Here is a 20,317-nt window from a genome sequence, read left to right on the forward strand (position 1 = left end):
CTCCTTGTTGTTTTATTCTGTTATTGCGGGACTTCGACTCGCACATCAACCCGCGCAAGTTCCATCTTGAAAACCATCTCAGAGTTGGCGAGATCGGTAATCACGCCGACCATCTGCCCGTCATAAGGCAACTCACTTTGAGCAAGAAGCGTCCGCGCCTTCTGCATCGCGTTTACCGCTTCGCTGATTTGTCTTGCATTCATGACTGTTCCTCTAATTTAATGTCTGTTCTTTGTGTGCGCGTCGGCGACTTGCCCGGAAATGCGAGTGATTTCGTTCATAACCGCATCAGCCCCATCCTGGTCTAAAGCCGCATACATACTCCCGGCAGGCGCTGCAAGCAGAGCGGCATAAAAAATTACGCTCAATTCGGGACCCATTGCGCAACTGAGCGGATTAAGGACGTCACAGGAAAGTTGCTTGCCCAGTTCGTGGCCGAGCTTGAATACGTCCTGCTCATTTTTTAAGTCGTAATTCTCAAGACTAATCACTCGTTCGCCTCCTTAAATTTGCCCGCAGCCAAATCAATCGCGTCCCTGAAAGACGCATCAATCGTGCGTTGACCGTCGCAGATAATCACGTGATGGCCTATCGTTGTTTTGGTCGGCTCAACGTACTCGTACTCATCGCAATACTCGCCGAACCAGTCGAGCCGCTGCGTATCCGTCATTTCAAGCGGAGCGGGGCGCTTTTCTACCAACTCGAACCGGCTGCGCTGCGATAGAATCGTTTCATCGCTGGCCTCTGCCGCCCTCGTGTGCCAGTTGAGGGCTTCTAGAGCGCTCACGATTGAGCCGGCTCTGATGAGGAACCTGCATTCCAACGACGCGCCACTTCTTCAGCCAACTTTGAAGATTCGTAGCTTTCTCCAAAATGGATTGACTTGTCGCCGATGGTGAGAACCGCGCCCCCGCCATAGCCATATCCGTCGCCGCTGCCTACGGGCAAGAAGCCGACCACAGCCACGGCCTTTTTCATCTTTTTTTCCTTTTCAGTTTCCATCTTCCCCTCCTGTAGTAACTGGTAGAGTGTGGCCGGCACTGACTTCTTCCGGCTTGTCGGCGTTACAAGGTACGGTTGCGACCCGTTTGTCCTATCCGACCGAGGTTCCTTCTGTCCCATCAGCCTGGGCATTCACACTCTTCGGGAACGACTCTCAGGGTTCCAACAGCGATGCCTGGTAGTTGGATGTACCAGGTAGCAATGCAACGCCACCTGAAAGCCGCTTCCGAAGAAGCCTGTTTCCAGGCTAATCTTCCCAAGTATCCCGATCCTGATTCGCTGCGACCGCTCCGAACAAGAGCCCTGTGGCAACCGATAGCGCGAACCATGTTCCAACGAAAAACAGTGATTCAATCAGCATGATTTTTTCCTGTTTATTTCTTAACGCAAGAATGCTTGCTCTAACTCGGTCCAGCACATCCGCGCCAGCAAGCTCCAACTTGATCTGCTTCGCCACCTGCTCGCAGACCGCTCTACTCTCGAAGTCATGAGTCATTACGCTCACAGCCTTGACTCCACCTTGAAGGTGAATGGTTGTAATTACAGCAATCAGAATCCAACTCACGGCTATCTCCTTATTCGTTGCCGTCTCTCCGGCTGTCACGCATTCCGATGGCGGCCCAAACGTGGGTTTTCGGCAGCGTTTACCTGATTCCTGTCGGCCATCCGTCCGCAGTTATAGGGGTCATGCGGCAAAGCTTCGTAGCCCTAGCTCCTACGCTTTCGCGTTTCGATGCATTTCAGCATCTCATCAGGGGCGCCGGATTCTTTCCGTCCGGCGTAAGTCATGCATTGGTTGCAACCCGGAGCGATTGGTAGACATTTATAGGGACCGTCTTGAACCGCCGCAAAACCATCCAGTCCCGGTAAACACACTCTAAAAATGCCCTTACCGGGGCTGCCTGTCTTTCCAGGCTGTCAGCGGCTCTAATTTTCTCCGCACGCCACCGCAGTTAAGGATTGCGGCTCCTGGGACAGAAATGGGTTGAATAACGCCCCTTATTCCTTGCTTTGCTCATCAGTACCGGAAGCAACACTATCCGGCCACAGATGACCTTCTATTCCGCACAGTGCCTTTGCATATTCAAGGAGATCAGAGGAGGGAACTCTTGTGAGCGGCATGTCATCCCGGTAGATGACAACCTCGGTTCCTTCCTGCACGAACTGAGTTCCTTTACCTGCAACAAAATTAACAGGAGCGATATTCATGTATTTTTACCTTTTCAAAAGTGACAAAAACAGTCAGTGGTACTGGAGGCTCAACGCTGATAACCATAAAACTATTGCTGATGGATCAGAGGGTTACCACAACAAACAAGACGCTTTGCATGGCATCAACCTGGTTAAGTCGCTTGCGTCCACATCACCTATTCTCGATAGCTCGCTGAAAAGTTGGGTGTAAGCAAGCTCCGCCTTCTGTTCCTCACCCGCTTCGGCGGGTTTTTCATTTCTGCTACAACCTTCCCGCGCTTGACGACTCATGGAAGGCAATTCGTTTTGTTCGTGAGGCATGGGAGAATCTTAGCAAACTAAGATACATGAGTCAAGAGAAATATTAGTGCACTAAGATCATTCTGCTACAATAGTCCCATGATGTTTAGAAGGGGCTTATGGGATGGATCAGGAAATTGCCGAGGACAAGCAGATGCAGAAACAGGCAGTTCGATTAGTTATGATCGAATGGAAAGACAGTAGACGAGTGATTGATGGCTGGTCCGGGTTGGCCGAGATAGGAAAACAGAACTGCTGCGATTGTGTGTCAGTCGGATTTTTGATCCAGGATGACGAAAACGTGAAGGTGCTCGTGGCGAATGTCGCGGACGTGGAGTTCGATATGCAGGCGACAGCGGGAATCGTAATACCCACTGGCGCCGTTACTGCTATAAAGCCCCTGGTTGAGCGCTTAACTTAATTGAGGTGAAATATGGAAAACAATGTAATTATTGAGTGGCTTGAAGGCGCGCCAGTGACGCCTGAATGCTTGAAATCACTTTCTGGGCAATTTCGGGATGAATCGAAAACATCATTGGAGTTGGTATGGGTAGAGCCTCCACAGTCGTTGCTACCGATAACTGAAGAAGCACGCAGCCTTTCTCAAAATCAACTGCGCCACGGCTAGTCACAACATATAGCAAATCATCGCTATTTATCTTTTCATACGTTACATTCTGAGACATTTTGATTCCCTCGTTCGTGAAGTTGTAATGCGGAATGGCCGCTCACCTGCCTACCAGGTGTGGCCGCTTCCCATATTACAAATTAAGGGAAATCATGATATTGGACTAACGTACACCAGAACTTGAGTGGGGGTATTAATTCCTCTTTCCGGTCCTGGCATTCGAATGATTACCCGGCGCTATCGTGCGCTTCCGGTTCTCCGTAGCAACATGCAGCAAATGCAGTTCTCGTCGCGCCATTTCGGTGAGCCTCAGCAACTCGTCCGTTTTAACCTTTAATTCAGATCGCTTTCCGACAGTCGGCAGCTCGCGCACTATCTTGTCGATAGCGTCCAAGTTGGCAAGGAGGCGGGTTGTTGATTCGTCCATAGCGGCAGGTTAAACGTACTGCACTACTCGAGATAAAGTATGACGTCTCATTTTTCGGAATTCCCATGGTGGGATAGGGGAGGGCTCGGACCATAAACCGCGCTTTTCTACCTTTGCGCCATGCTCCAGAACATATAGATCGTGATCCTTGGCGTATTGCCGATATACCCAGGCCATACCTCGGCTGACCTGCTCAGCGTTGGCGTCAACGCCATCACACTTGATCCGGGCAACCGTTCGTTTATACCGATCTTTTGCTTGAGGCTTCACCTCTGCCTGTTTGCCGAAGCAAAGATCAGAAAGTGATTGCTTGGAGCGTGTGCCAAACGCCTGACGTTTCTCGGGTGCGTCAATCTCAGCGAGGCGGATCTTGATCTGCTGTTTATCCGGAGTCAAAACGGTGAGCGTATCACCATCGGAAATGCCGATTACGGTAGCGAGGAAGGCGGCAAGGAGCACAGTGGCTCACTTCTGAGAAGGTTTATCGAGTTCTCCATGAAACTCGACATAACCAGGAAGCTCGCTTGATGGAGTGGTCGCCTCCGGCATTATTGCTCGAACCCGACGCACAACCTCTTTAAAGCGGGCATCATAGGATTTTTCAATCCATTTCGGGTTATTCCGCAAGATTTCGTCCTGTCTTAGAGCCTCATCCCATGCACCAGGATCGTTTGCCTCCCAATGAGTAATGTAGTGGTTGCGGTTTTTTGCTTGAGCAACCTGTTCTTCGACGCTTGGTTTAGTTTGAGAATTGGTCTTTGTTGTTTTCTTCCCGCACACCGCGTGGAATACGCTTTCTCCTACAGAGCCTGGCATTATTGCGGACTTGCCTTCGCTTTCGCTTTTGGGTGTGGCGCGGTCTGCAACCTTTCCTTTGCCGTCTGTTTCTGAATAAAAAACCAGTTCTTTAAGGATGCTCGTCCTTTTTGGGCAGTCTATTATCGATAGTGATTTCGTCGAGAAATACGTGATTCCAATCGCATTCTTCTGGATGTTGGCATAATTTATCAGTTGCCAAAACTCAAAACGATTTTTTTCCTTGATCATGGATGGTTCGTGTACAAAATACATATCGTCATCATAGGAACTCGTTATGTAGATCCATTCCGATGATGGATTGCTCGACGCAGAATGCGGCCACATCATAAATATGACGAGGGCTGCCGCCACTTTTAACATTTTTCCCTCTCTTAACGGTGAAACAATTGATAGTCTAGTCATTAATCGGAGACTTGCTGATTATTTGCCGCAGCAGTTTTGCCACGAGCACCAGAAGCATCCCGACTGCGAAGGTCGCATTCCTATGCAACTCTCCGGCAGTATTCGTAACGTAACTTCGTCTCGGTTTTTTATACATGGCAGCAAAGGCAATGCCTATTAGCTTCCCCATTTTTGCATCATTCAGCAGGTCCTGAAGAGCTTCGACGGTGCTATGGGATATGGTGTCGTCGGTGAGTACAAACGGGGGTTTCATAAGTCATTCTTCCTTCTGCGTTGATTCTCCATATCGGAGACGTGCTGATAATCGGATGGCCCGTCGTAATCTATTTCCCCTTTTCTCCTGGCCGGCGCTTTATCTTTCGGGTTTCTATTTTTATTTTGTTTCGATTTTATTGGTTGGGTTTCGTCTGTATCAGCTGAGTTTTCAGTAGGGGTTATCCCGGATTTCTTCATTAAGAAAACGCATAGATCTGAAACATGTTTCAGATCATCTTCTTGCAGCGAATACATTGCTTCCGAGATCTGATTCATGAGCTTCTCGCTTTCAGAAAGAGCGTGATCTCCGGTTCCTTTCGACAGCCATTCAGGGCGAACGCCCAGTATCCTGGCCGCACACAAAAGGTTCTTTCCTTTTATCTCTGTTTCCGGGTTATTAAACCAATGTGAGATAGCTCCGGACGATAGACCGCACCCCTTCCATATATCTGTTTTCTTTTTGCCTGATTTATCCAAGGCAAACTTCAGGCGTTCGGCAAGCGTTTTCATCTTAGTATAGTAAACAAAAAATATCTTAGTGCGCTTGCATCATGATTCTTAGTGTGCTAAGATTTATCCATGAACATTCCAGATAACGAAATCATTGATGCGCTCGGCGGCTCTTCCGCTGTTGCTGTTTTGTGCGAGGTCACTGTAGGCGCTGTGTCGCAGTGGAAGACTGATGGCATACCGAAGGCACGCCTAATGTATCTCAAAGTCATCCGCCCAGACATCTTCCTCTCCCCCTCCAAATCAAAGGAGGTGGCGTGAACGATAAAGAACGGGCAGCGCTAGAAACTGCGCGATACGAACTCGTAACGCTTGATGGTCTGACTGCGGCAGATGGTGCTGCGCCAGATAAAACCTTTGTCATAAACACCAGAAAAAGTATTGCGCTGATTGACGAAGTGCTTAACGAATCCTCAGGGGCAAATAAACATCCTTGATGTGCGCGGCGAAGTACTGACCTTTTGAATGGGATGCCATTAGACGAGCATGAATCGTATCCGGAACGCCAGAGAAGCGATAAATGCCGCCATTGATGAATTCGATTTCGAGTTTTCTGGTTTTAGGATCATAGCCCACCGCACGAATGCTGGTGGATGAAACAAAAACTCTGTCCATGGAGATTCCTTTTATGAAGTTTGATGTGGAACTCAAACTCTACCATAACCGGAATCTCCGCCCATTACCCGCCCGGCCGTTTCCCTCCCTCTTGTGCCGGACGGCTTTCCCTCTCCGCAATGGAGGGGGACTTTTTTAAGGATTGAAACATGGATGCCAAATTTGCACGATCCGGCAGAACCTCGGTGAGAGGAAAGCGTGGCGAGCGTCTGGAGTTCCAGACAGACCCCGAAACCTTGGAAATCATCAGCCTTCTTGCTGTGCGAGCCGGTATGCCCCGGTCTGAATTTATCAATGAAATCATTACAGTATTTGCTCACGGCCAGCAGTCGATAGAGGAAGCATACATCAACAGAACGAGAATGATTGCCGGAAGAATCTCGGGACAAATTCGGGACGAACTATGAAGACCGCCGTACAGGATAGCTCAATCGCGGCTTACCGCGCATTGCCGGTAAAGCAGTTGGCGACTCAGGCGGATCGCATCTGCAACATCGTTGAAACGCGCGGCGGTGACTGGAGCCTGTCGGAAATCCAAGCGGTTTACATCTCGATCCACGGCGGGAATATCCAAGTCGGGACCGTCTCAGCTCGCGTAAACGAATTGATCGCAGCAAAGAGGCTGGAACGCCTCGAAACGATACGCAGCTGCAAGGTTAACGAGGACCGAGGCATTCACCCGGTTCGGATTCCGGTTCAGGAATCGCTGCAATGAAGCATCAGGATTACATCGATTTCCTGAGCAAGAAAATTCCGATGGCCTCATTCGATGGCAATGAGATTGGGGATCACGAAATCCATCCGATCCTGAAGCCGCACCAACGCGCATGCGTTCAGTGGGCAGTGAAGGGCGGCAACAGGGCGCTATTTGAATCCTTCGGCTTGGGCAAATCCCTGCAACAGATCGAAATCGTACGCCTCACCCGGCAACGCGTCGGGGGCAAAGCTCTGATCGTCTGCCCGCTTGGGGTTCGTCAAGAATTCAAACGCGACGGCGCCATGGTTGGAATAGATTTCCAATTCATTCGCCGGCCGGAAGAGATGGGGGAGGGCGATTTCTACCTCACGAACTACGAAAGCATTCGGGATGGAAAACTCGATCCTCGGCTGTTCTCTGTCGTGAGCCTGGATGAAGCCAGCGTACTGCGCAGCTACGGGAGCAAGACATATCAAGAGTTCTTGCCACTGTTCGCCGGGGTAAAGCATAAGTTCGTTGCCACAGCGACACCTTCCCCTAACCGCTACAAAGAACTGATTCACTACGCAGGCTTCCTCGGCGTTATGGACACTGGCCAGGCCTTGACCCGGTTCTTTCAGCGCGACAGCACGCAGGCTAACAACCTTACGCTCTATCCACATAAAGAAAAAGAATTCTGGATGTGGCTGAACTCGTGGGCGATCTTCCTGCAACGTCCGTCCGATCTCGGATTCTCGGACGATGGTTACGATCAGCCTGATCTGCAGGTGACCTATCACGAAGTCCGGACTGAGGTTATTTCCGGCGGGTTCGAGAAGGATGGCCAGGGGATCATGTTCAAGGATGCCGCGCTCGGCCTACAGGCCGCCGCTACCGAAAAGCGGGATAGCCTGGATAACCGTATCGAAAAGATGATGGAGATCATCAACGCCTCGCCCGATGCCCATTTCATTATTTGGCACGATCTGGAAGCTGAGCGTCACGCTATCCAGAAGGCGCTACCCGAAGCTGTATCCATCTACGGATCGCAAGACCTGGAAAAGCGCGAACAGGCGATTGTCGATTTCTCGAATGGCAAATTCCAATACCTTTCAGCAAAGCCAGAGATAGCAGGATCCGGGTGTAACTTTCAGCGCCATTGCCACAAAGCAATATTCCTCGGCATTGGCTACAAGTTCAACGATTTTATCCAAGCCATTCACCGCATTAAACGCTTCCTGCAAACCCACGCTTGCGAGATTCACATTATCCATTCCGAAGCTGAGCGGGAAATCCTCAAATCGCTGCTAATGAAGTGGAAGCAGCACGACAGCATGGTGGCAAACATGACGGAAATCATCAAGGAACACGGCTTGAACCATCTCTCAATGGCCGACATTCTCACCCGAACCATAGGCGTCGAACGCCTGGAAGTGCGCGGAGAGCATTTCACGGTAGCGAATAACGATTGCGTCATTGAGGCGCGCCGGCAGGATGAGAACTCGGTCAGTTTGATCGTTACCTCTATCCCGTTCGCGAATCATTACGAGTACACCCCCAGCTACAACGATTTCGGGCATACCGCGAACAACGATCACTTTTGGGCGCAGATGGATTTTCTCACGCCGGAACTTCTTCGGGTATTGCAGCCCGGCCGCATGTATGCCTGCCACGTCAAAGACCGGATCCTGTTCGGTAATGTGACCGGCGCCGGCGTCCCTACTGTAAGCCCTTTTCATTGCGAAGCCATCATGCATGCGCGCAAGCACGGCTTCGACTACATGGGCATGATCACGGTGGTAACCGATGTGGTGCGCGAGAACAATCAAACATACCGACTGGGTTGGTCTGAGCAGTGCAAGGACGGTACCAAGATGGGTGTGGGCTCGCCTGAGTATGTGTTGTTGTTCAGGAAGCCGCAGAGCGATCGGACGCGTGGATATGCAGATGTTCCGGTAACGAAGAGCAAGAGCGATTACACCCGGGCCCGGTGGCAAACGGATGCTCACGCGTTCTGGCGCTCGAGCGGTAACCGTCAATTGACCGCGGAAGAGATGGCCAGCTACGGACCAGTCAAACTCGCAAAGATGTTCACGGATTACAGCCTGCGGAACATCTACGACCATCAGTTTCATGTGCGGATCGGGGAAGAACTGGACGCGATGTCCGCTCTGCCTTCTACCTTCATGAGCCTGGCGCCCGGCAGCCATCATCAGGACGTTTGGCATGACGTAAACCGCATGATCACGCTCAATGGCGCTCAGACTCAGCGAGGCCTACAGAATCACGTATGCCCCTTACAGTTCGATATTGTTGACCGGTTGATAGAACGGTACTCCAACAAAGGCGAGGTCGTCTACGACCCGTTTGGCGGCTTAATGACCGTTCCTTACCGGGCAATAAAACTCGGCAGGAAAGGCCGCGCAAGCGAACTCAACACATCCTATTTCTTTGATGGGGTTCAGTACCTAAAAACCATCGAGAAAGAAATGTCGATGCCTGATCTGTTCGCATTCGAGCAAGAGGAGGCGATAGCGTGAGCCAAAATTTACAAACCATAAAGAAAGACAAGGTGGAGGTTTAGCATGGCTCGTGCCAGAAATATTAAGCCATCGTTTTTTCAGAATGATGTTCTCGGAGAGTTACCGCCCCTAGATCGGCTCGCCTTTATCGGAATGTGGACGATAGCCGATTTTAAGGGATGTCTTGAGCATAGGCCGAAGAGACTGAAAGCCCAACTTCTGCCTTACGACGACTGCGACTTTGAAGTAATCGCGAATAATCTGGATAAATCTGGATTTGTACGGATTTACTCTGTGCAAGGTCAACGCTACATCAAGATTATCAATTTCGTTAAGCATCAGAACCCGCATAAGAATGAGAAGGAAGCGGGCAGCGAGATACCTGATCTTGATGAAAATGACAATACAATCAACGCGGTAGGTGGACTCGCGATTAATCGCGATAAAAACGGAACTGCTCCGGCTGATTCCCCCTTCCTGAATCCCTCTTCCTTGATTCCTGATTCCCCTTCCCTTAATCCCGATTCACTGAATCCCTCAAACCCTAAAAAACCAAAAGCAGATGCACCGCGAGGATCGCGGTTGCCTGCTGACTGGATGTTGCCGAAGTCCTGGGGGGAATGGGCAGCGAAAAACCGTAAGGATTTATCCGTTCTGGACATCCGGGAAATAGGAGCTTCGTTTAAAGACCACTGGATTGCACAACCTGGGCGGCAAGGGGTAAAGGCGGATTGGGAAGCTACTTGGCGTAACTGGATCCGGAAAGAGCGGGTTAAGCCTGTCATTTCCTTTGCAGACAGAAAGGCCAAAGAAAAGGCGGATGCCGAGGCTGCTGTTGATGCCTGGGCTAATGGCGTTCCGGTTGGCTCCACCTACATCGAAGGAGAATTCGGCCGTGCGTGATAACGACAAACAGCATTTTGCGAAACTGATGATCGCGACCATGGCGGTTTATGACAAACCGGTCAATCCTGACGTGATCGGGATCTGGTGGAACGCGCTTTCCGAGCATGAATTCCCGGACGTGAGGGATGCGTTTTCTGCCCACATCAAGCGCGGTGAATTTGCGCCACGACCAGCAAGCATTATTTCAATCCTGAACGAAATGCGCCCGGATGGCAGGCCTTCTGCAGATGAAGCGTGGGCGATGATCCCGCGAGACGAGGATGCGAGCGTCGTTATGACTGAGGAAATGGCAGAGGCGCTACACATTGCGCGCCCACTGCTTGATACCGGAGACCAGATAGCGGCTCGCATGGCATTTAAGGCGGCATATGAGCGGCTAACCGAAGCGAATAGAAATTCTGGCGTCAAACCAAAGTGGTTCCCATCGCTAGGCCATGACAAGCAGGGCAGGGATGCCGCGATAAATGAGGCTGTACGGCTCGGCAGATTGGGGTCGGAACATGCCAAAAGTCTCGCCGTAAATCAAGACACGCTTATGGCGCTTGAGGATAAAAGCGGTGTGTCAATGGAGCAGGCGAAGGCGAATATCGCGAAGATTAAAGCCATGCTGACCTCTAAAGTGGCGCAGAACGTCGATACAGAGGTTGCATGATTTACGGCTCCGTCTGCTCCGGAATAGAAGCGGCCAGCGCGGCCTGGCATCCGCTTGGTTGGAAAGCCGCCTTCTTTTCCGAGATAGAAAAATTCCCATGCTCGGTACTTGACCATCACTACCCGACAGTCCCGAACCTGGGCGACATGACAAAGTTTAAGGAGTGGCCTGATGCAATCATCAATGTCCTTGTGGGAGGAACCCCTTGTCAATCATTCAGTATCGCCGGACTCAGAAAAGGACTGGATGATCCGCGTGGCAACCTCATGCTTACCTATCTTGCCATTGCTGCAAGGTATCGCCCCCGCTTCTTGGTATGGGAGAACGTCCCCGGCGTACTGTCCAGTAACGGAGGAAGGGATTTTGGAACCTTCCTTGGAGGGTTGGGGCAACTCGGGTATGGGTTCGCCTACCGCGTTCTTGACGCTCAGCACTTTGGAGTTCCCCAGCGGCGCCGTCGCGTCTTCGTTGTCGGATGTCTTGGAGACTGGAGACGTGCCGCAGCGGTACTTTTTGAGCGCCACAGCCTGTCGGGGAATCCTGCGCCGAGCAGAGAAAAGGGGAAAGGATTTGCCCACGACACTGCGCCATGCCTTACAAGCAGTGGCCGGGGCGTCGAGCGATCAGGCGACACAAGAGGACAAGACCCGGTTATAGCGGTGGCTGGGCCGCTCACCACAAGGCCATACGCTGATAACGCATCGCAAGAATATAACCTCATCGCTCATTCCCTACGCGGCGAAGGCTTTGACGCAAGCAAGGATGGAACGGGGCGCGGTACGCCGCTGGTTCCGGTAGCAATTCAAAACGCCACTCGCGGCAAGAGTCAGAACGGCCTCGGCATCGGTGGCGATGTAATGTTCACGCTGGATCAGGGCTCGCAGCATGCCATCGCCTTCGACTGCAAAGCATCCGGGCAGAATGGATTCGGGGTGGGAAACGTTGCTTCAACTCTGCGAAGCATGGGGCATGCCAATTCGCATCAAAACGGCGGAGGACATCAAGCGGTTTGTTTTGCTCAAAACACAAGGGACGAGGTTCGTGAAATGGCGGTTGTAGGCGCCCTTGCCGCACAACCAGGTATGAAGCAAACCAGTTACATAAGACAGTCAATGCAAGTACGCCGCCTTACCCCGCGGGAATGCGCCCGATTGCAGGGATTCCCTGATGACTACCTGGACATCCTCCACAACGGAAAGCCTGCAGCCGATGGACCGAAGTACAAGGCATTGGGTAACTCTATGGCTGTTCCTTGCATGGCTTGGATAGGCGAGCGCATCGCCATGGTTAATCGGATAGAGGCGTGAAATGGTAACGAATCTCCGACTACGCAATAACCAACGGACGGGAATTCAGCGGCCCGAAAGACGCATATCGGCACGGTACTCACATTATCAGCAGGAATGGAAATCGGTACGCGCTATATCAAGGGGATCAGATGATCGCAGTTCGCGGATCGGCGGAAGAGTTGAAACGAATGGTGAAGGAGGTGGCAAATGTTGGGATGTAAGCCTAATGATCTAGCAATGGTGCTGCGAGGGCCCTATTCAGGTCATTTTGTAACGGTTAAGGAATTTATTGGGACTAGCTTGTTGTGGCGCCCCGTGAATACGGCTTATGAATTGTGGGACAGGTTGTGGAAAGTGGATGCCCCCACTATCCCTTTAAACGGTTTTAGGGTGAACTGCATTCCAGACGAATATCTCTTCCCCATCCGCCCCGGCGACCTGAAAGAAGTTGAGGAAACGGAGAAGGAGATTGAGAGTGTCTGATTTTCAGAAGGGAATTGTTTTTGTGTTGCTCGCGATAGCCGGATGTACCTTTTCGTTTGCTGTGGGCGTAAATACTACGAAAGGTGTGGTTGCTTCTGATTGTGCGGATTACGGCGCAGTCAAGCTCAACGGCAAATTGTACGAGTGCAAGCTGAAATGACTGAAATTGCCTTCACTATCCCCGGTACGCCCATTGCCAAGGGCCGTCCACGTTTCGCCCGCCGCGGAAACTACGTCACGGCCTACACTCCCAAAAAGACAGCAAATTACGAAAGCCTTGTGCGGATATACGCGTCCCAGGCAATGCAGGGAGTCTCTGTAATCGATGGCGCTGTATCGGTCTCGATATGCCTGTATGTCGCCCCGCCCGCCAGTTGGCCTAAGAAAAAGAGGCTGAGCGCGCTCAATGGCGAGATTTACCCGACAAGCCGCCCTGATGCCGAGAACATAGCTAAGGCCATCAATGACGCTTGCAATGCATTGGTCTGGGCTGATGACAGCCAGATCGTTGATCAGTTTGTCAGTAAACGGTATTCAGAGAGCGCTCGGGCTGTTGTGCAGGTGAGGGCGCTATGAGCCTTCCTGCTAAACAGCCAAGCAAGAAGAAAAAGCGCGTAATGCTCCGCGTCATCAAAGGTGGACTCATCCCAGCTGATCCTTGGGCCGCTTCCGAATTGCGCCAGAAGGGTTACAAGGTCGGCGATGTTCTTGGCGCCGATCTCAGCAAGTTGCGCAATCCAAAATTTAACGGACTGGTTCACCGGATCGGCCAGTTGTGCGTAAGGAATATCGGGGAATTCAAGTACAGCGATGCGCATGACGTGCTGAAGAGGCTGCAGCTCGAGGCGAATATTGCTTGTGATGAGGTAGCAATAAGGCTGCCAGGCTACGGCATGGCGTTTCACCGGGTGCCGCGGAGCCTGAGTTTCGACTCGATGGACGAGGGCGTCTTTCACCAGACAGCGAAGGCATTTTGTTCGTACATCGCGGAGACGTACTGGTCGGACATGGATGCAGAGCAGATTGAGGAAATGGCCGAATCTTTCGTGGACGAGACGTGAGCAAGATAACCGAATCAGCCAGGAACGAAGATTGCCAAATCCGGATCCCGGGCATCTGCAATTTCAACCCTGAGACAACCGTATGGTGCCATGGCAACGGATCAGCAGCAGGGAAGGGGATGTGGATGAAGGCAAATGACATCCTCGGCGCCTATGGCTGCAGCTCATGCCATGACGTGTACGACCGTCGCGCGCCTGTTCCGGAAGGGATGACGTACATGGAAGTGAAACTATATTTCTTGGAGGGCTTGATGCGGTCTTTGTTGATCTTGATAAAAAAGGGGCTGGTGAAATGATCGGAAAAGGAAAGTTGGCCTTAGCAGCTGCATTTGGTTTATCAGCGACAAGCATTTTTGATCCAATGATTGCAAAAAATGACGGCATTGCACGGCTCGGCTCAGGCCCTTCCGGATCACCCAAGCGCAACCAAGAGCGATCCATCAAGCGCCAGGCTCAGCGTTCCCGAGTGATTAACAGGATGCGTGGCCGATGAAATTCCCCGCGATCCTCGAAGGGTGGAGATACGGAAACCCAGAAAACATCATGGATGGTGTGATCGCGCTAAACCGCCGACATGAGCAACAGGCCGAGAAACCCAAGTCAGTACGCAAAGACGATTACTACCGCCAGAGTAGATCGATAAAAATAAAAGAGATAGTCAAGAGGGCTAAGAACGGAGGATTTAAATGATATTTCGCAGCCCGGAGCATGCCCTGAAGTGGGCGTATGAAACAACGAGCAGACCGATCGTTAAAATCTCATCCGTTAACGCGATGCGTGGGGCCTCAGGCTCGAATAACGATGAGTTGACTGCTCATGATAAGCACGCGCAGGCTGCGTTCATCCTGGCCCTTTGTGAGCGTGTTTTGACCTCGCTGCACATGGCTTATGTCCAAGCTCAGTTCGGGCGTGACCGGAGCGGATTTGACTTGCTGGTGCGGCACATGGCAACCAACTTCGGGACCGGTATACATAGTCGCCGAGGTATCGAGCAAATTATCCGATCGTACTGTGGCGAGAAGGGCGGTTTGCGCGAGATTAAGAAATCAATGTCTACCGGATTACTGAAAGCCGCGTCGTTTCGTAACAGGGGGTATGACGCGCTGGATGCCATTCACGCACAGGCAATGAGCGTTTTGTGGGATGAGATGCAGGGCAGGATGTTGCTGGCTGCCGGGGCGTAAACAGGGAATATAAAATATTTTAACCTCTTTCAAAACAATTGCTTGACTCCTTCAGGTACATGATTTATCATTAATCCCTAGTATCGAGTTTTATTCTCTACCACCTTATATCTTGTTAACCCACTGGGTTAACTAAACGGAACCCACCCCTAACCCGGTGGGTTTTTCATTTCTGGCCTGCCAATTTCGGCGGGCTTTTTTTATGGACGAAAACAAAATGAACTCCAGGGGCGGAATGGCAGATTTGCGTGCAACGAAGATTCGGGTGGATAGCGGTCTTAACGAAGAGGCCGTAATGCGGGAAAAATGCAGCGGCCGCGTATTGGAGAGTCTAGATCATCAGGCCCAGCGGCTCGAAATGCTCGTCACCAGTTTGGAGCAAGCTTTCTTTGGCGTGCTTCGGCCTGATTCTGTATCCAACGGCAGCGTTAACGGATCTGAGCCGGCGTTGTCGCCTATGCCAGAGTTTCTGGAACAACTCAATCAGCGCATTAATTCCATCGACTCAAGTCTGGGCCGTATCCAGTCCATGATCCATCGCAGCGAACTGTAATCCAGCAATGGGACTGATCCTTGCATTCCTCGCTGTCTTTGCCGTCGGGAACATTTCAGGCGGGGTCATCATGCATTGGAAGAGCGGCGCCGAGGTTGCGCTGGCTGTGTCTGATAAAGAGAAGGTGGAATCGCGTAACTCAATACTTGAAGCCGCCAATGGTAACTGCGCCACTGACATCGAAGGTGTGCGGCAAGGCGTGAAAGTGATCACAGATGCCGTGAGTGAGCGCGAAAAGGCGGCAAGCGCCGCAATGCGTGATGCCCAGGCGCTGGTCGCGAAGCACAAGGCTGCGGCTGTAGCTATCAAAGCGCTGCCTGTAGTTCCTCAAGCCGAGCAGTGCGAGGCAATTGAACGGGAGCAGATCGAATATGTGGCGGCACGACATGCGGCTGAATAGCGCAATCTTGGCTTTAGCGCTTGCCGGGTGCGCAGGAAAGCCAATCATTGAGACAAAGATTGTAGACAGACCAGTCCCGGTCTTTTGCGAAGTCACGCTTCCTGCTGAATGCAAAGACGCCTACGCAGTTGACAAAGTGTCCACCAAAGACGACATGCTGACATTGAATAGAGCGCTCAGATCAGAAATATACGAACGTTCCGCGTGCGAGGTAATGCTACGTGCCGCAGTGAAAGGTTGTAATAAGCAGTGAGCGTACCGAAGGACTGCGGTTTCGTCGTTCACGACGCTGGGCACTTTTACACGCTCGGCGCTCTTGATGGGTATCAAACTCAGTATCTGCGGTTCGTGAAACGGTTTGATAGGGATGATCCCTCGAAGTATCCAGGTAATAAGGGCGCGTACTCTGGTACGACGTTGCAAATAGTTCTCCGTGTCCTTCTCAACCGCGTCAAATATCTCCAAGGGCAAAAGTGGTGTGTCGAGAACGTCATGATCCGACTCTGCTTGATGCTGGCGATATGGTTGCTGGAGTTTCGTGCCGCACGTCGTCATGGTCGCGGTTATTGGCATGGGTTGGATTTCGCCTCGCATCAGCATCTGTGTGAGCAATGCGGGCATACAGTCTGTGAGCACTCATGAGCGAAGTAAAGAAACCGGCAGTTAAATCCGTTCGCAAGCCCGCGCCGAAGAAGCCCGCCAAAAGGAAAGTAGGCGCACCAACGATCAAGACGCCGGCTTTACTGGAAAAGATTTGTACCGGCATCGCAATGGGCGTATCAGCCCGCGCAATGTGCCTTGAACTGAAAATAAGCCAACGAGTTCTCTGGAATTGGCTAGCGAGCGATGAAGAGTTCATGCAGCAATACGCGCGCGCGAAAGAGCGCTGTGCTGATGTCTACGCCGAGGAAATCATTGAGATTGCCGACGACAACCGTTTTGACATCCGCGTTAAAGATGATGGCTCCGAAGTAACGGATAACGAGGTTGTGCAGCGTTCCCGGCTGCGAGTTGATGCGCGTAAATGGTACGCCTCAAAGTTGGCGCCGAAGAAGTACGGGGATCGCGTTGTGAACGAACATGAAGGTGGCGATCCCGACAAGCCGCTTCTCTCGAAAATCGAGATTTCATTCGTTCCAACTCAAAAGCCTCAATCGTAGAGGCGATATGAGCGATTTAAATTGGGGTGGCAATACCTAAGCATGCAATCTTTTCCACAAAATCTGTGGATAACTACGGTATGCACCCGGTGGATAACGTTAACCAGACGCCCTGTTCATGCGGGTTTTTATATTTAGATTAAAAATTAATCAAGAAATGACACCAGAACAATTTTGCTATTGGCTACAAGGCCGAGCCGAGATGCAGCCGGATAATCCGCCAAGCGCGGAAGAGTGGAAGATTATTGCGGATCATCTGCAGTTGGTATTTCGGAAAGTGGATCAGGTCAAGAAAACGGATCAAGTTTCGTCATTAGTGCGTCCATCAGTTTTAGAGCAACTTGTTAAAGCCAATGAGCGTATTTGCCGGGAACGCTTGCAACAACACCCATTAAGCGGAGTGGCGGGGCAACCGCAGTGCGGGACAAGTCAAGATACACAGTTCGGGCGCAATCAATCTAGCGTTTGCTGATGACCGTCAAATACATCATCGCATGGCCTATTGGCTGGACTCTTTACTGGCTCGGCCATGCCGCATCGAAAGTCCTTGAGGCTTCCTGGGGTGATAAATACGAGTGGTGGGCAGACATTTTTTATCCGCTATATAACCGCCTCATGATCTGGTCTTACTTGTTGAGCGATTGGGCTCAACTCGGGATATGGGGCGATGACCGCACATAGAGCCGAATTTCCCGAGAAACTCGAGTTCCTGTTTCACCCGGCGAGATATAAGTGCCTCTACGGTGGTCGTGGCGGCGCGAAGTCCTGGGGCGTAGCCAGAGCATTACTGATTCAAGCCGCGGCTTCACCCTTGCGCATCTTGTGCGCCAGAGAGTTCCAGAACTCCATAGTTGAGTCTGTGCATCACCTGCTGCAGTCTCAGATTTCATCGCTCAAGTTGGATTCGTTCTACGAGATACAGAACGCCACGATCAAGGGCGCGAATGGATCTGAGTTCGTATTTGCTGGCCTACGCAACAACGTTACCAAGATCAAATCATTTGAGGGTATTGATCGGGTTTGGGTCGAAGAGGCGCAAACGGTCAGCAAGTCGAGTTGGGATACCTTGATCCCGACTATCCGCAAAGACGGCTCGGAAATATGGCTCACGTACAACCCAGAGTTGGAGACAGACGAGACGCATCAGCGGTTTGTGGTCAAGCCACAACCAGATTCAGTCGTGGTTAAGATTAATTGGGACGATAACCCCTGGTTCCCCGAGACGCTGCGAAAAGAGAAGGATTCGCTGAAAGAACGTGATCCCGACGCTTATCAGAACGTCTGGCAAGGAAATTGCCGGGTAACGCTCGATGGAGCGATTTACGCGAAGGAACTACGCCAGGCGCAGGAAGAGGGAAGGATCAGGAATGTACCTTATGACTCTACGAAGCAAGTTCACACGTTTTTTGACTTGGGTTGGGCGGATAACACGAGTATATGGTTCGCGCAAACGATCGGTGGCGAATTCAGGCTTATCGACTTCTACACGAACAGCCAACAATCAATCCAGCACTACGTTGCCGTGTTACAAAATCGGGGTTACATCTACGGGACAGATTACTTGCCACATGACGCACGAGCCCGATCTCTCGCTACCGGAAGAAGCGTGGAAGAGATTATGACTTCTGTTGGCCGCAAGGTTCAGATAGTACCGAATCTCTCTGTGTTTGACGGCATCAACGCTGCCAGGACCGTTTTCAACAGGTGCTACTTTGACGAGCAGAAATGCTCAGAAGGATTACAGAGCTTGAGGCGATATAGATACGACGTTGATCCGGATTCGAAGCAATTCAGTGGTCGGCCGTTGCATGATTTCCATAGCCACGCAGCTGATGCTTTTCGCTATTTCGCTGTGGCGATTGAAGAAGATAAGCCTGCATCGAGCGCAAGGGGCATTCGGATGGGGGGATGGAGAGCGTGATTTATATCGCACTAGCCATTGTTTGCTTGCCTATATGGGCTGTCGTAATCGCTGAGCGGATCGCTATCTATTACGTATGGCGCGAGTTCGATTGCCACTACCGTACTGACCATCGGTTTCGTGGGCTGCACGGATGGGTGGTTGCGATGTTGAGGGGGCGCAATCTATGACAGCTGAAGCTCCAATCAAATCGGATATATCGATCGAGGCGTACGACAAGATATGCCGCGATATAAGAAACGCTCCCAAGTGGCGGGTCGACTCGGATACCGATTGCGATTACTACGATGGAATGCAGACCAGCAAGGATGTTATTGAGCGACTGAAGCAAGCCGGCATACCTCCGCAAGACAGCAACCTGATCAAGCCGACGATCAATGCCGTATTAGGCCTTGAGGCTCGTTCACGCACCGATTACAAGGTTACCTCAGACGACGAGCAGCAAGCCGAGATAGCCGAAGGCTTGTCCGCCAAGATCAAAGAGGTAGAAACCGAGTCACGCGCCGATCGGGCAATGTCCGACGCCTACTCGAGCATGATCCGCGCCGGTATTGGCTGGGTTGAGGTGTCCCGCGAGTTCGATCCGCTCAAGTATCCCTATCGGGTGCGTGAAGTCCATAGAAACGAAATCCACTGGGACTGGACAGCCAAGGAACCTGACCTATCCGACGCCCGTTACCTCCGCCGTGATAAGTGGGTTGACCGCGAGCAGGCCTTGAAGATGTTTCCGGATGAGGTTGCGATCATTCAGAACTCATGGAATCGCTGGACCTCGCTTGATGTGTACGATGGTGCCGATACCAACATGGCCAGGGCGTACGAGGTCGAGCAGACTTGGGGCAAGAATCAAGAGGATTATCTGAATCACTCTTCCGGCATGATTCGCCTATCAGAGTTGTGGTATCGGCATTACGAAGATTCGCACGTCCTGGCGCTGCCTACCGGCCAATCCATTGAGTACATCGAGGATAGGCTAGACCATCAAGCCGCCGTCGCTCAAGGGCTGGTGCAGGTCCAAAAAGCGTTATTGCCTCGAGTGCGCGTATCAATCTGGCTTGGGCCGCACAAACTTATGGACGTGCCAACACCGCTTCCGCACACCAATTTCCCTTACGTTCCATTCTGGTGTTTCCGCAAGGATAGAAGCCGGACGCCCTACGGCCTAATACGCGACATGCGGGGGCCGCAGGATCAGATTATCGACTTGGATATTCTGCTCTACGAGGTCCTGAATTCGGTAAAAGTCGAGGTGGACAATGACGCGCTGGATCTGAGCCAGAATTCATATCAGGAAGTCGCGCAGAACATGCAGTCACTGCGTTCAATGACCGTATTGAACGCACAGAGACGGAGCGCGAACG

Annotated in this window: 35 protein-coding genes; 21 read left to right on the forward strand and 14 right to left on the reverse strand. The window is 51.5% G+C overall.

Translation table 11 applies throughout. The features are described 5' to 3' along the window. Positions 1–20: 20 nt before the first annotated feature. The 6 genes from BUA28_RS04640 to BUA28_RS04670 all read right to left on the reverse strand — a co-directional run bounded on the left by BUA28_RS04640 (position 21) and on the right by BUA28_RS04670 (position 2,211). Entirely contained in the window at positions 21–203 is a 183-nt protein-coding gene (locus tag BUA28_RS04640; protein WP_072766938.1) for a hypothetical protein, read from the reverse strand. Positions 204–218: 15 nt separating this feature from the next. Beyond that, positions 219–491, reverse strand: coding sequence for a hypothetical protein (locus BUA28_RS04645; protein WP_072766939.1), 273 nt, complete (start codon positions 489–491; stop codon positions 219–221). After that, positions 488–787 carry a hypothetical protein gene (locus tag BUA28_RS04650; RefSeq protein WP_083569873.1) on the reverse strand — a complete coding sequence of 100 codons (300 nt, stop codon included), beginning with the start codon at positions 785–787 and terminating at the stop codon, positions 488–490. The genes BUA28_RS04645 and BUA28_RS04650 overlap by 4 nt, the downstream gene beginning before the upstream one ends. After that, positions 784–1,002 carry a hypothetical protein gene (locus BUA28_RS04655; protein ID WP_072766940.1) on the reverse strand — a complete coding sequence of 73 codons (219 nt, stop codon included), beginning with the start codon at positions 1,000–1,002 and terminating at the stop codon, positions 784–786. The genes BUA28_RS04650 and BUA28_RS04655 overlap by 4 nt, the downstream gene beginning before the upstream one ends. A gap of 247 nt (positions 1,003–1,249) precedes the next feature. After that, positions 1,250–1,567, reverse strand: coding sequence for a hypothetical protein (locus BUA28_RS04660; protein ID WP_143148436.1), 318 nt, complete (start codon positions 1,565–1,567; stop codon positions 1,250–1,252). Positions 1,568–2,001: 434 nt separating this feature from the next. Continuing rightward, positions 2,002–2,211 (reverse strand): hypothetical protein, encoded by a 210-nt coding sequence (locus tag BUA28_RS04670; protein ID WP_072766943.1) that lies wholly within the window; start codon positions 2,209–2,211, stop codon positions 2,002–2,004. Between BUA28_RS04670 and BUA28_RS16385 the strand changes: the two genes are divergently transcribed. Next, the gene (locus BUA28_RS16385) at positions 2,210–2,404 is read left to right on the forward strand and encodes a YegP family protein (RefSeq protein WP_072766944.1); all 195 of its coding nucleotides are present in this window, start codon (positions 2,210–2,212) and stop codon (positions 2,402–2,404) included. The genes BUA28_RS04670 and BUA28_RS16385 overlap by 2 nt on opposite strands. A gap of 213 nt (positions 2,405–2,617) precedes the next feature. Further along, positions 2,618–2,914: a hypothetical protein gene (locus tag BUA28_RS04680; RefSeq protein WP_072766945.1), complete on the forward strand. Its 297-nt coding sequence runs from the start codon at positions 2,618–2,620 to the stop codon at positions 2,912–2,914. 28 nt (positions 2,915–2,942) lie between these two features. Here BUA28_RS04680 and BUA28_RS04685 read toward each other — a convergent pair whose 3' ends face one another. From BUA28_RS04685 to BUA28_RS04710, 6 genes are all read right to left on the reverse strand, one after another. Next, positions 2,943–3,179 carry a hypothetical protein gene (locus BUA28_RS04685; protein ID WP_072766946.1) on the reverse strand — a complete coding sequence of 79 codons (237 nt, stop codon included), beginning with the start codon at positions 3,177–3,179 and terminating at the stop codon, positions 2,943–2,945. Positions 3,180–3,314: 135 nt separating this feature from the next. Continuing rightward, entirely contained in the window at positions 3,315–3,548 is a 234-nt protein-coding gene (locus tag BUA28_RS04690; protein WP_072766947.1) for a hypothetical protein, read from the reverse strand. A gap of 9 nt (positions 3,549–3,557) precedes the next feature. Then, positions 3,558–4,007: a thermonuclease family protein gene (locus BUA28_RS04695; protein ID WP_072766948.1), complete on the reverse strand. Its 450-nt coding sequence runs from the start codon at positions 4,005–4,007 to the stop codon at positions 3,558–3,560. Positions 4,008–4,013: 6 nt separating this feature from the next. Next, positions 4,014–4,769, reverse strand: coding sequence for a surface-adhesin E family protein (locus tag BUA28_RS04700; RefSeq protein WP_178297892.1), 756 nt, complete (start codon positions 4,767–4,769; stop codon positions 4,014–4,016). Beyond that, positions 4,762–5,022: a hypothetical protein gene (locus BUA28_RS04705; protein ID WP_072766950.1), complete on the reverse strand. Its 261-nt coding sequence runs from the start codon at positions 5,020–5,022 to the stop codon at positions 4,762–4,764. Before BUA28_RS04705 ends, BUA28_RS04700 begins: the two co-directional genes overlap by 8 nt. Further along, positions 5,019–5,534 carry a helix-turn-helix domain-containing protein gene (locus BUA28_RS04710; protein WP_072766951.1) on the reverse strand — a complete coding sequence of 172 codons (516 nt, stop codon included), beginning with the start codon at positions 5,532–5,534 and terminating at the stop codon, positions 5,019–5,021. The genes BUA28_RS04705 and BUA28_RS04710 overlap by 4 nt, the downstream gene beginning before the upstream one ends. A 69-nt stretch (positions 5,535–5,603) precedes the next feature. On the opposite strand from BUA28_RS04710, the gene BUA28_RS04715 reads away from it, so the two are divergent. Both BUA28_RS04715 and BUA28_RS15475 read left to right on the forward strand, forming a co-directional pair. After that, complete coding sequence (locus tag BUA28_RS04715; RefSeq protein ID WP_072766952.1) at positions 5,604–5,795, forward strand: Cro/CI family transcriptional regulator; 192 nt, start codon at positions 5,604–5,606, stop codon at positions 5,793–5,795. Next, entirely contained in the window at positions 5,792–5,971 is a 180-nt protein-coding gene (locus BUA28_RS15475; RefSeq protein ID WP_143148437.1) for a hypothetical protein, read from the forward strand. The genes BUA28_RS04715 and BUA28_RS15475 overlap by 4 nt, the downstream gene beginning before the upstream one ends. Here BUA28_RS15475 and BUA28_RS04720 read toward each other — a convergent pair. Next, entirely contained in the window at positions 5,937–6,149 is a 213-nt protein-coding gene (locus BUA28_RS04720; protein ID WP_072766953.1) for a KTSC domain-containing protein, read from the reverse strand. The genes BUA28_RS15475 and BUA28_RS04720 overlap by 35 nt on opposite strands. A 149-nt stretch (positions 6,150–6,298) precedes the next feature. Between BUA28_RS04720 and BUA28_RS04725 the strand changes: the two genes are divergently transcribed. The 13 genes from BUA28_RS04725 to BUA28_RS04795 all read left to right on the forward strand — a co-directional run bounded on the left by BUA28_RS04725 (position 6,299) and on the right by BUA28_RS04795 (position 15,875). Then, complete coding sequence (locus tag BUA28_RS04725) at positions 6,299–6,556, forward strand: hypothetical protein (RefSeq protein WP_072766954.1); 258 nt, start codon at positions 6,299–6,301, stop codon at positions 6,554–6,556. Next, positions 6,553–6,864, forward strand: a complete 312-nt coding sequence (locus BUA28_RS04730; protein WP_072766955.1) for a hypothetical protein — start codon at positions 6,553–6,555, stop codon at positions 6,862–6,864. The genes BUA28_RS04725 and BUA28_RS04730 overlap by 4 nt, the downstream gene beginning before the upstream one ends. Continuing rightward, positions 6,861–9,365 (forward strand): DNA methyltransferase, encoded by a 2,505-nt coding sequence (locus tag BUA28_RS04735; RefSeq protein WP_072766956.1) that lies wholly within the window; start codon positions 6,861–6,863, stop codon positions 9,363–9,365. The genes BUA28_RS04730 and BUA28_RS04735 overlap by 4 nt, the downstream gene beginning before the upstream one ends. A 45-nt stretch (positions 9,366–9,410) precedes the next feature. Then, positions 9,411–10,250: a hypothetical protein gene (locus BUA28_RS04740; protein ID WP_072766957.1), complete on the forward strand. Its 840-nt coding sequence runs from the start codon at positions 9,411–9,413 to the stop codon at positions 10,248–10,250. After that, the gene (locus BUA28_RS04745) at positions 10,243–10,905 is read left to right on the forward strand and encodes a hypothetical protein (protein WP_072766958.1); all 663 of its coding nucleotides are present in this window, start codon (positions 10,243–10,245) and stop codon (positions 10,903–10,905) included. Before BUA28_RS04740 ends, BUA28_RS04745 begins: the two co-directional genes overlap by 8 nt. Next, positions 10,902–12,212: a DNA (cytosine-5-)-methyltransferase gene (dcm, locus tag BUA28_RS04750; RefSeq protein WP_072766959.1), complete on the forward strand. Its 1,311-nt coding sequence runs from the start codon at positions 10,902–10,904 to the stop codon at positions 12,210–12,212. Before BUA28_RS04745 ends, dcm begins: the two co-directional genes overlap by 4 nt. A 457-nt stretch (positions 12,213–12,669) precedes the next feature. Continuing rightward, entirely contained in the window at positions 12,670–12,837 is a 168-nt protein-coding gene (locus tag BUA28_RS15795; protein ID WP_178297894.1) for a hypothetical protein, read from the forward strand. Next, positions 12,834–13,253: a RusA family crossover junction endodeoxyribonuclease gene (locus BUA28_RS04760; RefSeq protein ID WP_072766961.1), complete on the forward strand. Its 420-nt coding sequence runs from the start codon at positions 12,834–12,836 to the stop codon at positions 13,251–13,253. Before BUA28_RS15795 ends, BUA28_RS04760 begins: the two co-directional genes overlap by 4 nt. Continuing rightward, the gene (locus BUA28_RS04765; protein WP_072766962.1) at positions 13,250–13,738 is read left to right on the forward strand and encodes a hypothetical protein; all 489 of its coding nucleotides are present in this window, start codon (positions 13,250–13,252) and stop codon (positions 13,736–13,738) included. The genes BUA28_RS04760 and BUA28_RS04765 overlap by 4 nt, the downstream gene beginning before the upstream one ends. Beyond that, a complete protein-coding gene (locus BUA28_RS16390) occupies positions 13,735–14,034 on the forward strand; it encodes a nuclease domain-containing protein (RefSeq protein WP_072766963.1) in 300 nt (99 codons plus the stop codon). Before BUA28_RS04765 ends, BUA28_RS16390 begins: the two co-directional genes overlap by 4 nt. A gap of 390 nt (positions 14,035–14,424) precedes the next feature. After that, the gene (locus BUA28_RS04785; protein ID WP_072766966.1) at positions 14,425–14,922 is read left to right on the forward strand and encodes a hypothetical protein; all 498 of its coding nucleotides are present in this window, start codon (positions 14,425–14,427) and stop codon (positions 14,920–14,922) included. A 217-nt stretch (positions 14,923–15,139) separates the two neighbouring features. Continuing rightward, positions 15,140–15,475 carry a hypothetical protein gene (locus tag BUA28_RS04790; RefSeq protein ID WP_143148438.1) on the forward strand — a complete coding sequence of 112 codons (336 nt, stop codon included), beginning with the start codon at positions 15,140–15,142 and terminating at the stop codon, positions 15,473–15,475. 7 nt (positions 15,476–15,482) lie between these two features. Beyond that, complete coding sequence (locus BUA28_RS04795; RefSeq protein WP_072766968.1) at positions 15,483–15,875, forward strand: hypothetical protein; 393 nt, start codon at positions 15,483–15,485, stop codon at positions 15,873–15,875. A 120-nt stretch (positions 15,876–15,995) separates the two neighbouring features. Here BUA28_RS04795 and BUA28_RS04800 read toward each other — a convergent pair whose 3' ends face one another. Continuing rightward, positions 15,996–16,448, reverse strand: coding sequence for a hypothetical protein (locus BUA28_RS04800; protein ID WP_143148439.1), 453 nt, complete (start codon positions 16,446–16,448; stop codon positions 15,996–15,998). Positions 16,449–16,513: 65 nt separating this feature from the next. Here BUA28_RS04800 and BUA28_RS04805 point away from each other — a divergent pair, with 65 nt between their 5' ends. The 4 genes from BUA28_RS04805 to BUA28_RS04820 all read left to right on the forward strand — a co-directional run bounded on the left by BUA28_RS04805 (position 16,514) and on the right by BUA28_RS04820 (position 18,956). Next, positions 16,514–17,035 carry a terminase small subunit-like protein gene (locus BUA28_RS04805; protein ID WP_072766970.1) on the forward strand — a complete coding sequence of 174 codons (522 nt, stop codon included), beginning with the start codon at positions 16,514–16,516 and terminating at the stop codon, positions 17,033–17,035. A gap of 118 nt (positions 17,036–17,153) precedes the next feature. Further along, on the forward strand, positions 17,154–17,507 hold the full coding sequence (locus tag BUA28_RS04810) for a hypothetical protein (protein ID WP_072766971.1): 354 nt from the start codon (positions 17,154–17,156) through the stop codon (positions 17,505–17,507). After that, positions 17,507–17,716: a hypothetical protein gene (locus BUA28_RS04815; RefSeq protein WP_072766972.1), complete on the forward strand. Its 210-nt coding sequence runs from the start codon at positions 17,507–17,509 to the stop codon at positions 17,714–17,716. The genes BUA28_RS04810 and BUA28_RS04815 overlap by 1 nt, the downstream gene beginning before the upstream one ends. After that, the gene (locus BUA28_RS04820; protein ID WP_072766973.1) at positions 17,703–18,956 is read left to right on the forward strand and encodes a PBSX family phage terminase large subunit; all 1,254 of its coding nucleotides are present in this window, start codon (positions 17,703–17,705) and stop codon (positions 18,954–18,956) included. Before BUA28_RS04815 ends, BUA28_RS04820 begins: the two co-directional genes overlap by 14 nt. The last annotated feature ends 1,361 nt before the right edge of the window (positions 18,957–20,317 follow it).

It is taken from the genome of Nitrosospira sp. Nsp11, from assembly GCF_900142705.1.
Lineage (GTDB): Bacteria > Pseudomonadota > Gammaproteobacteria > Burkholderiales > Nitrosomonadaceae > Nitrosospira.

Coding starts and splice junctions, on each gene's coding strand:
- BUA28_RS04640 (WP_072766938.1), bottom strand. CDS start 203: ATGAATGCAAGACAAATCAGCGAAGCGGTAAACGCGATGCAGAAGGCG.
- BUA28_RS04655 (WP_072766940.1), bottom strand. CDS start 1,002: ATGGAAACTGAAAAGGAAAAAAAGATGAAAAAGGCCGTGGCTGTGGTC.
- BUA28_RS16385 (WP_072766944.1), top strand. CDS start 2,210: ATGTATTTTTACCTTTTCAAAAGTGACAAAAACAGTCAGTGGTACTGG.
- BUA28_RS04670 (WP_072766943.1), bottom strand. CDS start 2,211: ATGAATATCGCTCCTGTTAATTTTGTTGCAGGTAAAGGAACTCAGTTC.
- BUA28_RS04680 (WP_072766945.1), top strand. CDS start 2,618: ATGGATCAGGAAATTGCCGAGGACAAGCAGATGCAGAAACAGGCAGTT.
- BUA28_RS04685 (WP_072766946.1), bottom strand. CDS start 3,179: ATGTCTCAGAATGTAACGTATGAAAAGATAAATAGCGATGATTTGCTA.
- BUA28_RS04690 (WP_072766947.1), bottom strand. CDS start 3,548: ATGGACGAATCAACAACCCGCCTCCTTGCCAACTTGGACGCTATCGAC.
- BUA28_RS04700 (WP_178297892.1), bottom strand. CDS start 4,769: ATGACTAGACTATCAATTGTTTCACCGTTAAGAGAGGGAAAAATGTTA.
- BUA28_RS04705 (WP_072766950.1), bottom strand. CDS start 5,022: ATGAAACCCCCGTTTGTACTCACCGACGACACCATATCCCATAGCACC.
- BUA28_RS04710 (WP_072766951.1), bottom strand. CDS start 5,534: ATGAAAACGCTTGCCGAACGCCTGAAGTTTGCCTTGGATAAATCAGGC.
- BUA28_RS04715 (WP_072766952.1), top strand. CDS start 5,604: ATGAACATTCCAGATAACGAAATCATTGATGCGCTCGGCGGCTCTTCC.
- BUA28_RS04720 (WP_072766953.1), bottom strand. CDS start 6,149: ATGGACAGAGTTTTTGTTTCATCCACCAGCATTCGTGCGGTGGGCTAT.
- BUA28_RS04725 (WP_072766954.1), top strand. CDS start 6,299: ATGGATGCCAAATTTGCACGATCCGGCAGAACCTCGGTGAGAGGAAAG.
- BUA28_RS04730 (WP_072766955.1), top strand. CDS start 6,553: ATGAAGACCGCCGTACAGGATAGCTCAATCGCGGCTTACCGCGCATTG.
- BUA28_RS04735 (WP_072766956.1), top strand. CDS start 6,861: ATGAAGCATCAGGATTACATCGATTTCCTGAGCAAGAAAATTCCGATG.
- BUA28_RS04740 (WP_072766957.1), top strand. CDS start 9,411: ATGGCTCGTGCCAGAAATATTAAGCCATCGTTTTTTCAGAATGATGTT.
- dcm (WP_072766959.1), top strand. CDS start 10,902: ATGATTTACGGCTCCGTCTGCTCCGGAATAGAAGCGGCCAGCGCGGCC.
- BUA28_RS04760 (WP_072766961.1), top strand. CDS start 12,834: ATGACTGAAATTGCCTTCACTATCCCCGGTACGCCCATTGCCAAGGGC.
- BUA28_RS04765 (WP_072766962.1), top strand. CDS start 13,250: ATGAGCCTTCCTGCTAAACAGCCAAGCAAGAAGAAAAAGCGCGTAATG.
- BUA28_RS04785 (WP_072766966.1), top strand. CDS start 14,425: ATGATATTTCGCAGCCCGGAGCATGCCCTGAAGTGGGCGTATGAAACA.
- BUA28_RS04790 (WP_143148438.1), top strand. CDS start 15,140: ATGAACTCCAGGGGCGGAATGGCAGATTTGCGTGCAACGAAGATTCGG.
- BUA28_RS04795 (WP_072766968.1), top strand. CDS start 15,483: ATGGGACTGATCCTTGCATTCCTCGCTGTCTTTGCCGTCGGGAACATT.
- BUA28_RS04800 (WP_143148439.1), bottom strand. CDS start 16,448: ATGCCAATAACCGCGACCATGACGACGTGCGGCACGAAACTCCAGCAA.
- BUA28_RS04805 (WP_072766970.1), top strand. CDS start 16,514: ATGAGCGAAGTAAAGAAACCGGCAGTTAAATCCGTTCGCAAGCCCGCG.
- BUA28_RS04810 (WP_072766971.1), top strand. CDS start 17,154: ATGCGGGTTTTTATATTTAGATTAAAAATTAATCAAGAAATGACACCA.
- BUA28_RS04815 (WP_072766972.1), top strand. CDS start 17,507: ATGACCGTCAAATACATCATCGCATGGCCTATTGGCTGGACTCTTTAC.
- BUA28_RS04820 (WP_072766973.1), top strand. CDS start 17,703: ATGACCGCACATAGAGCCGAATTTCCCGAGAAACTCGAGTTCCTGTTT.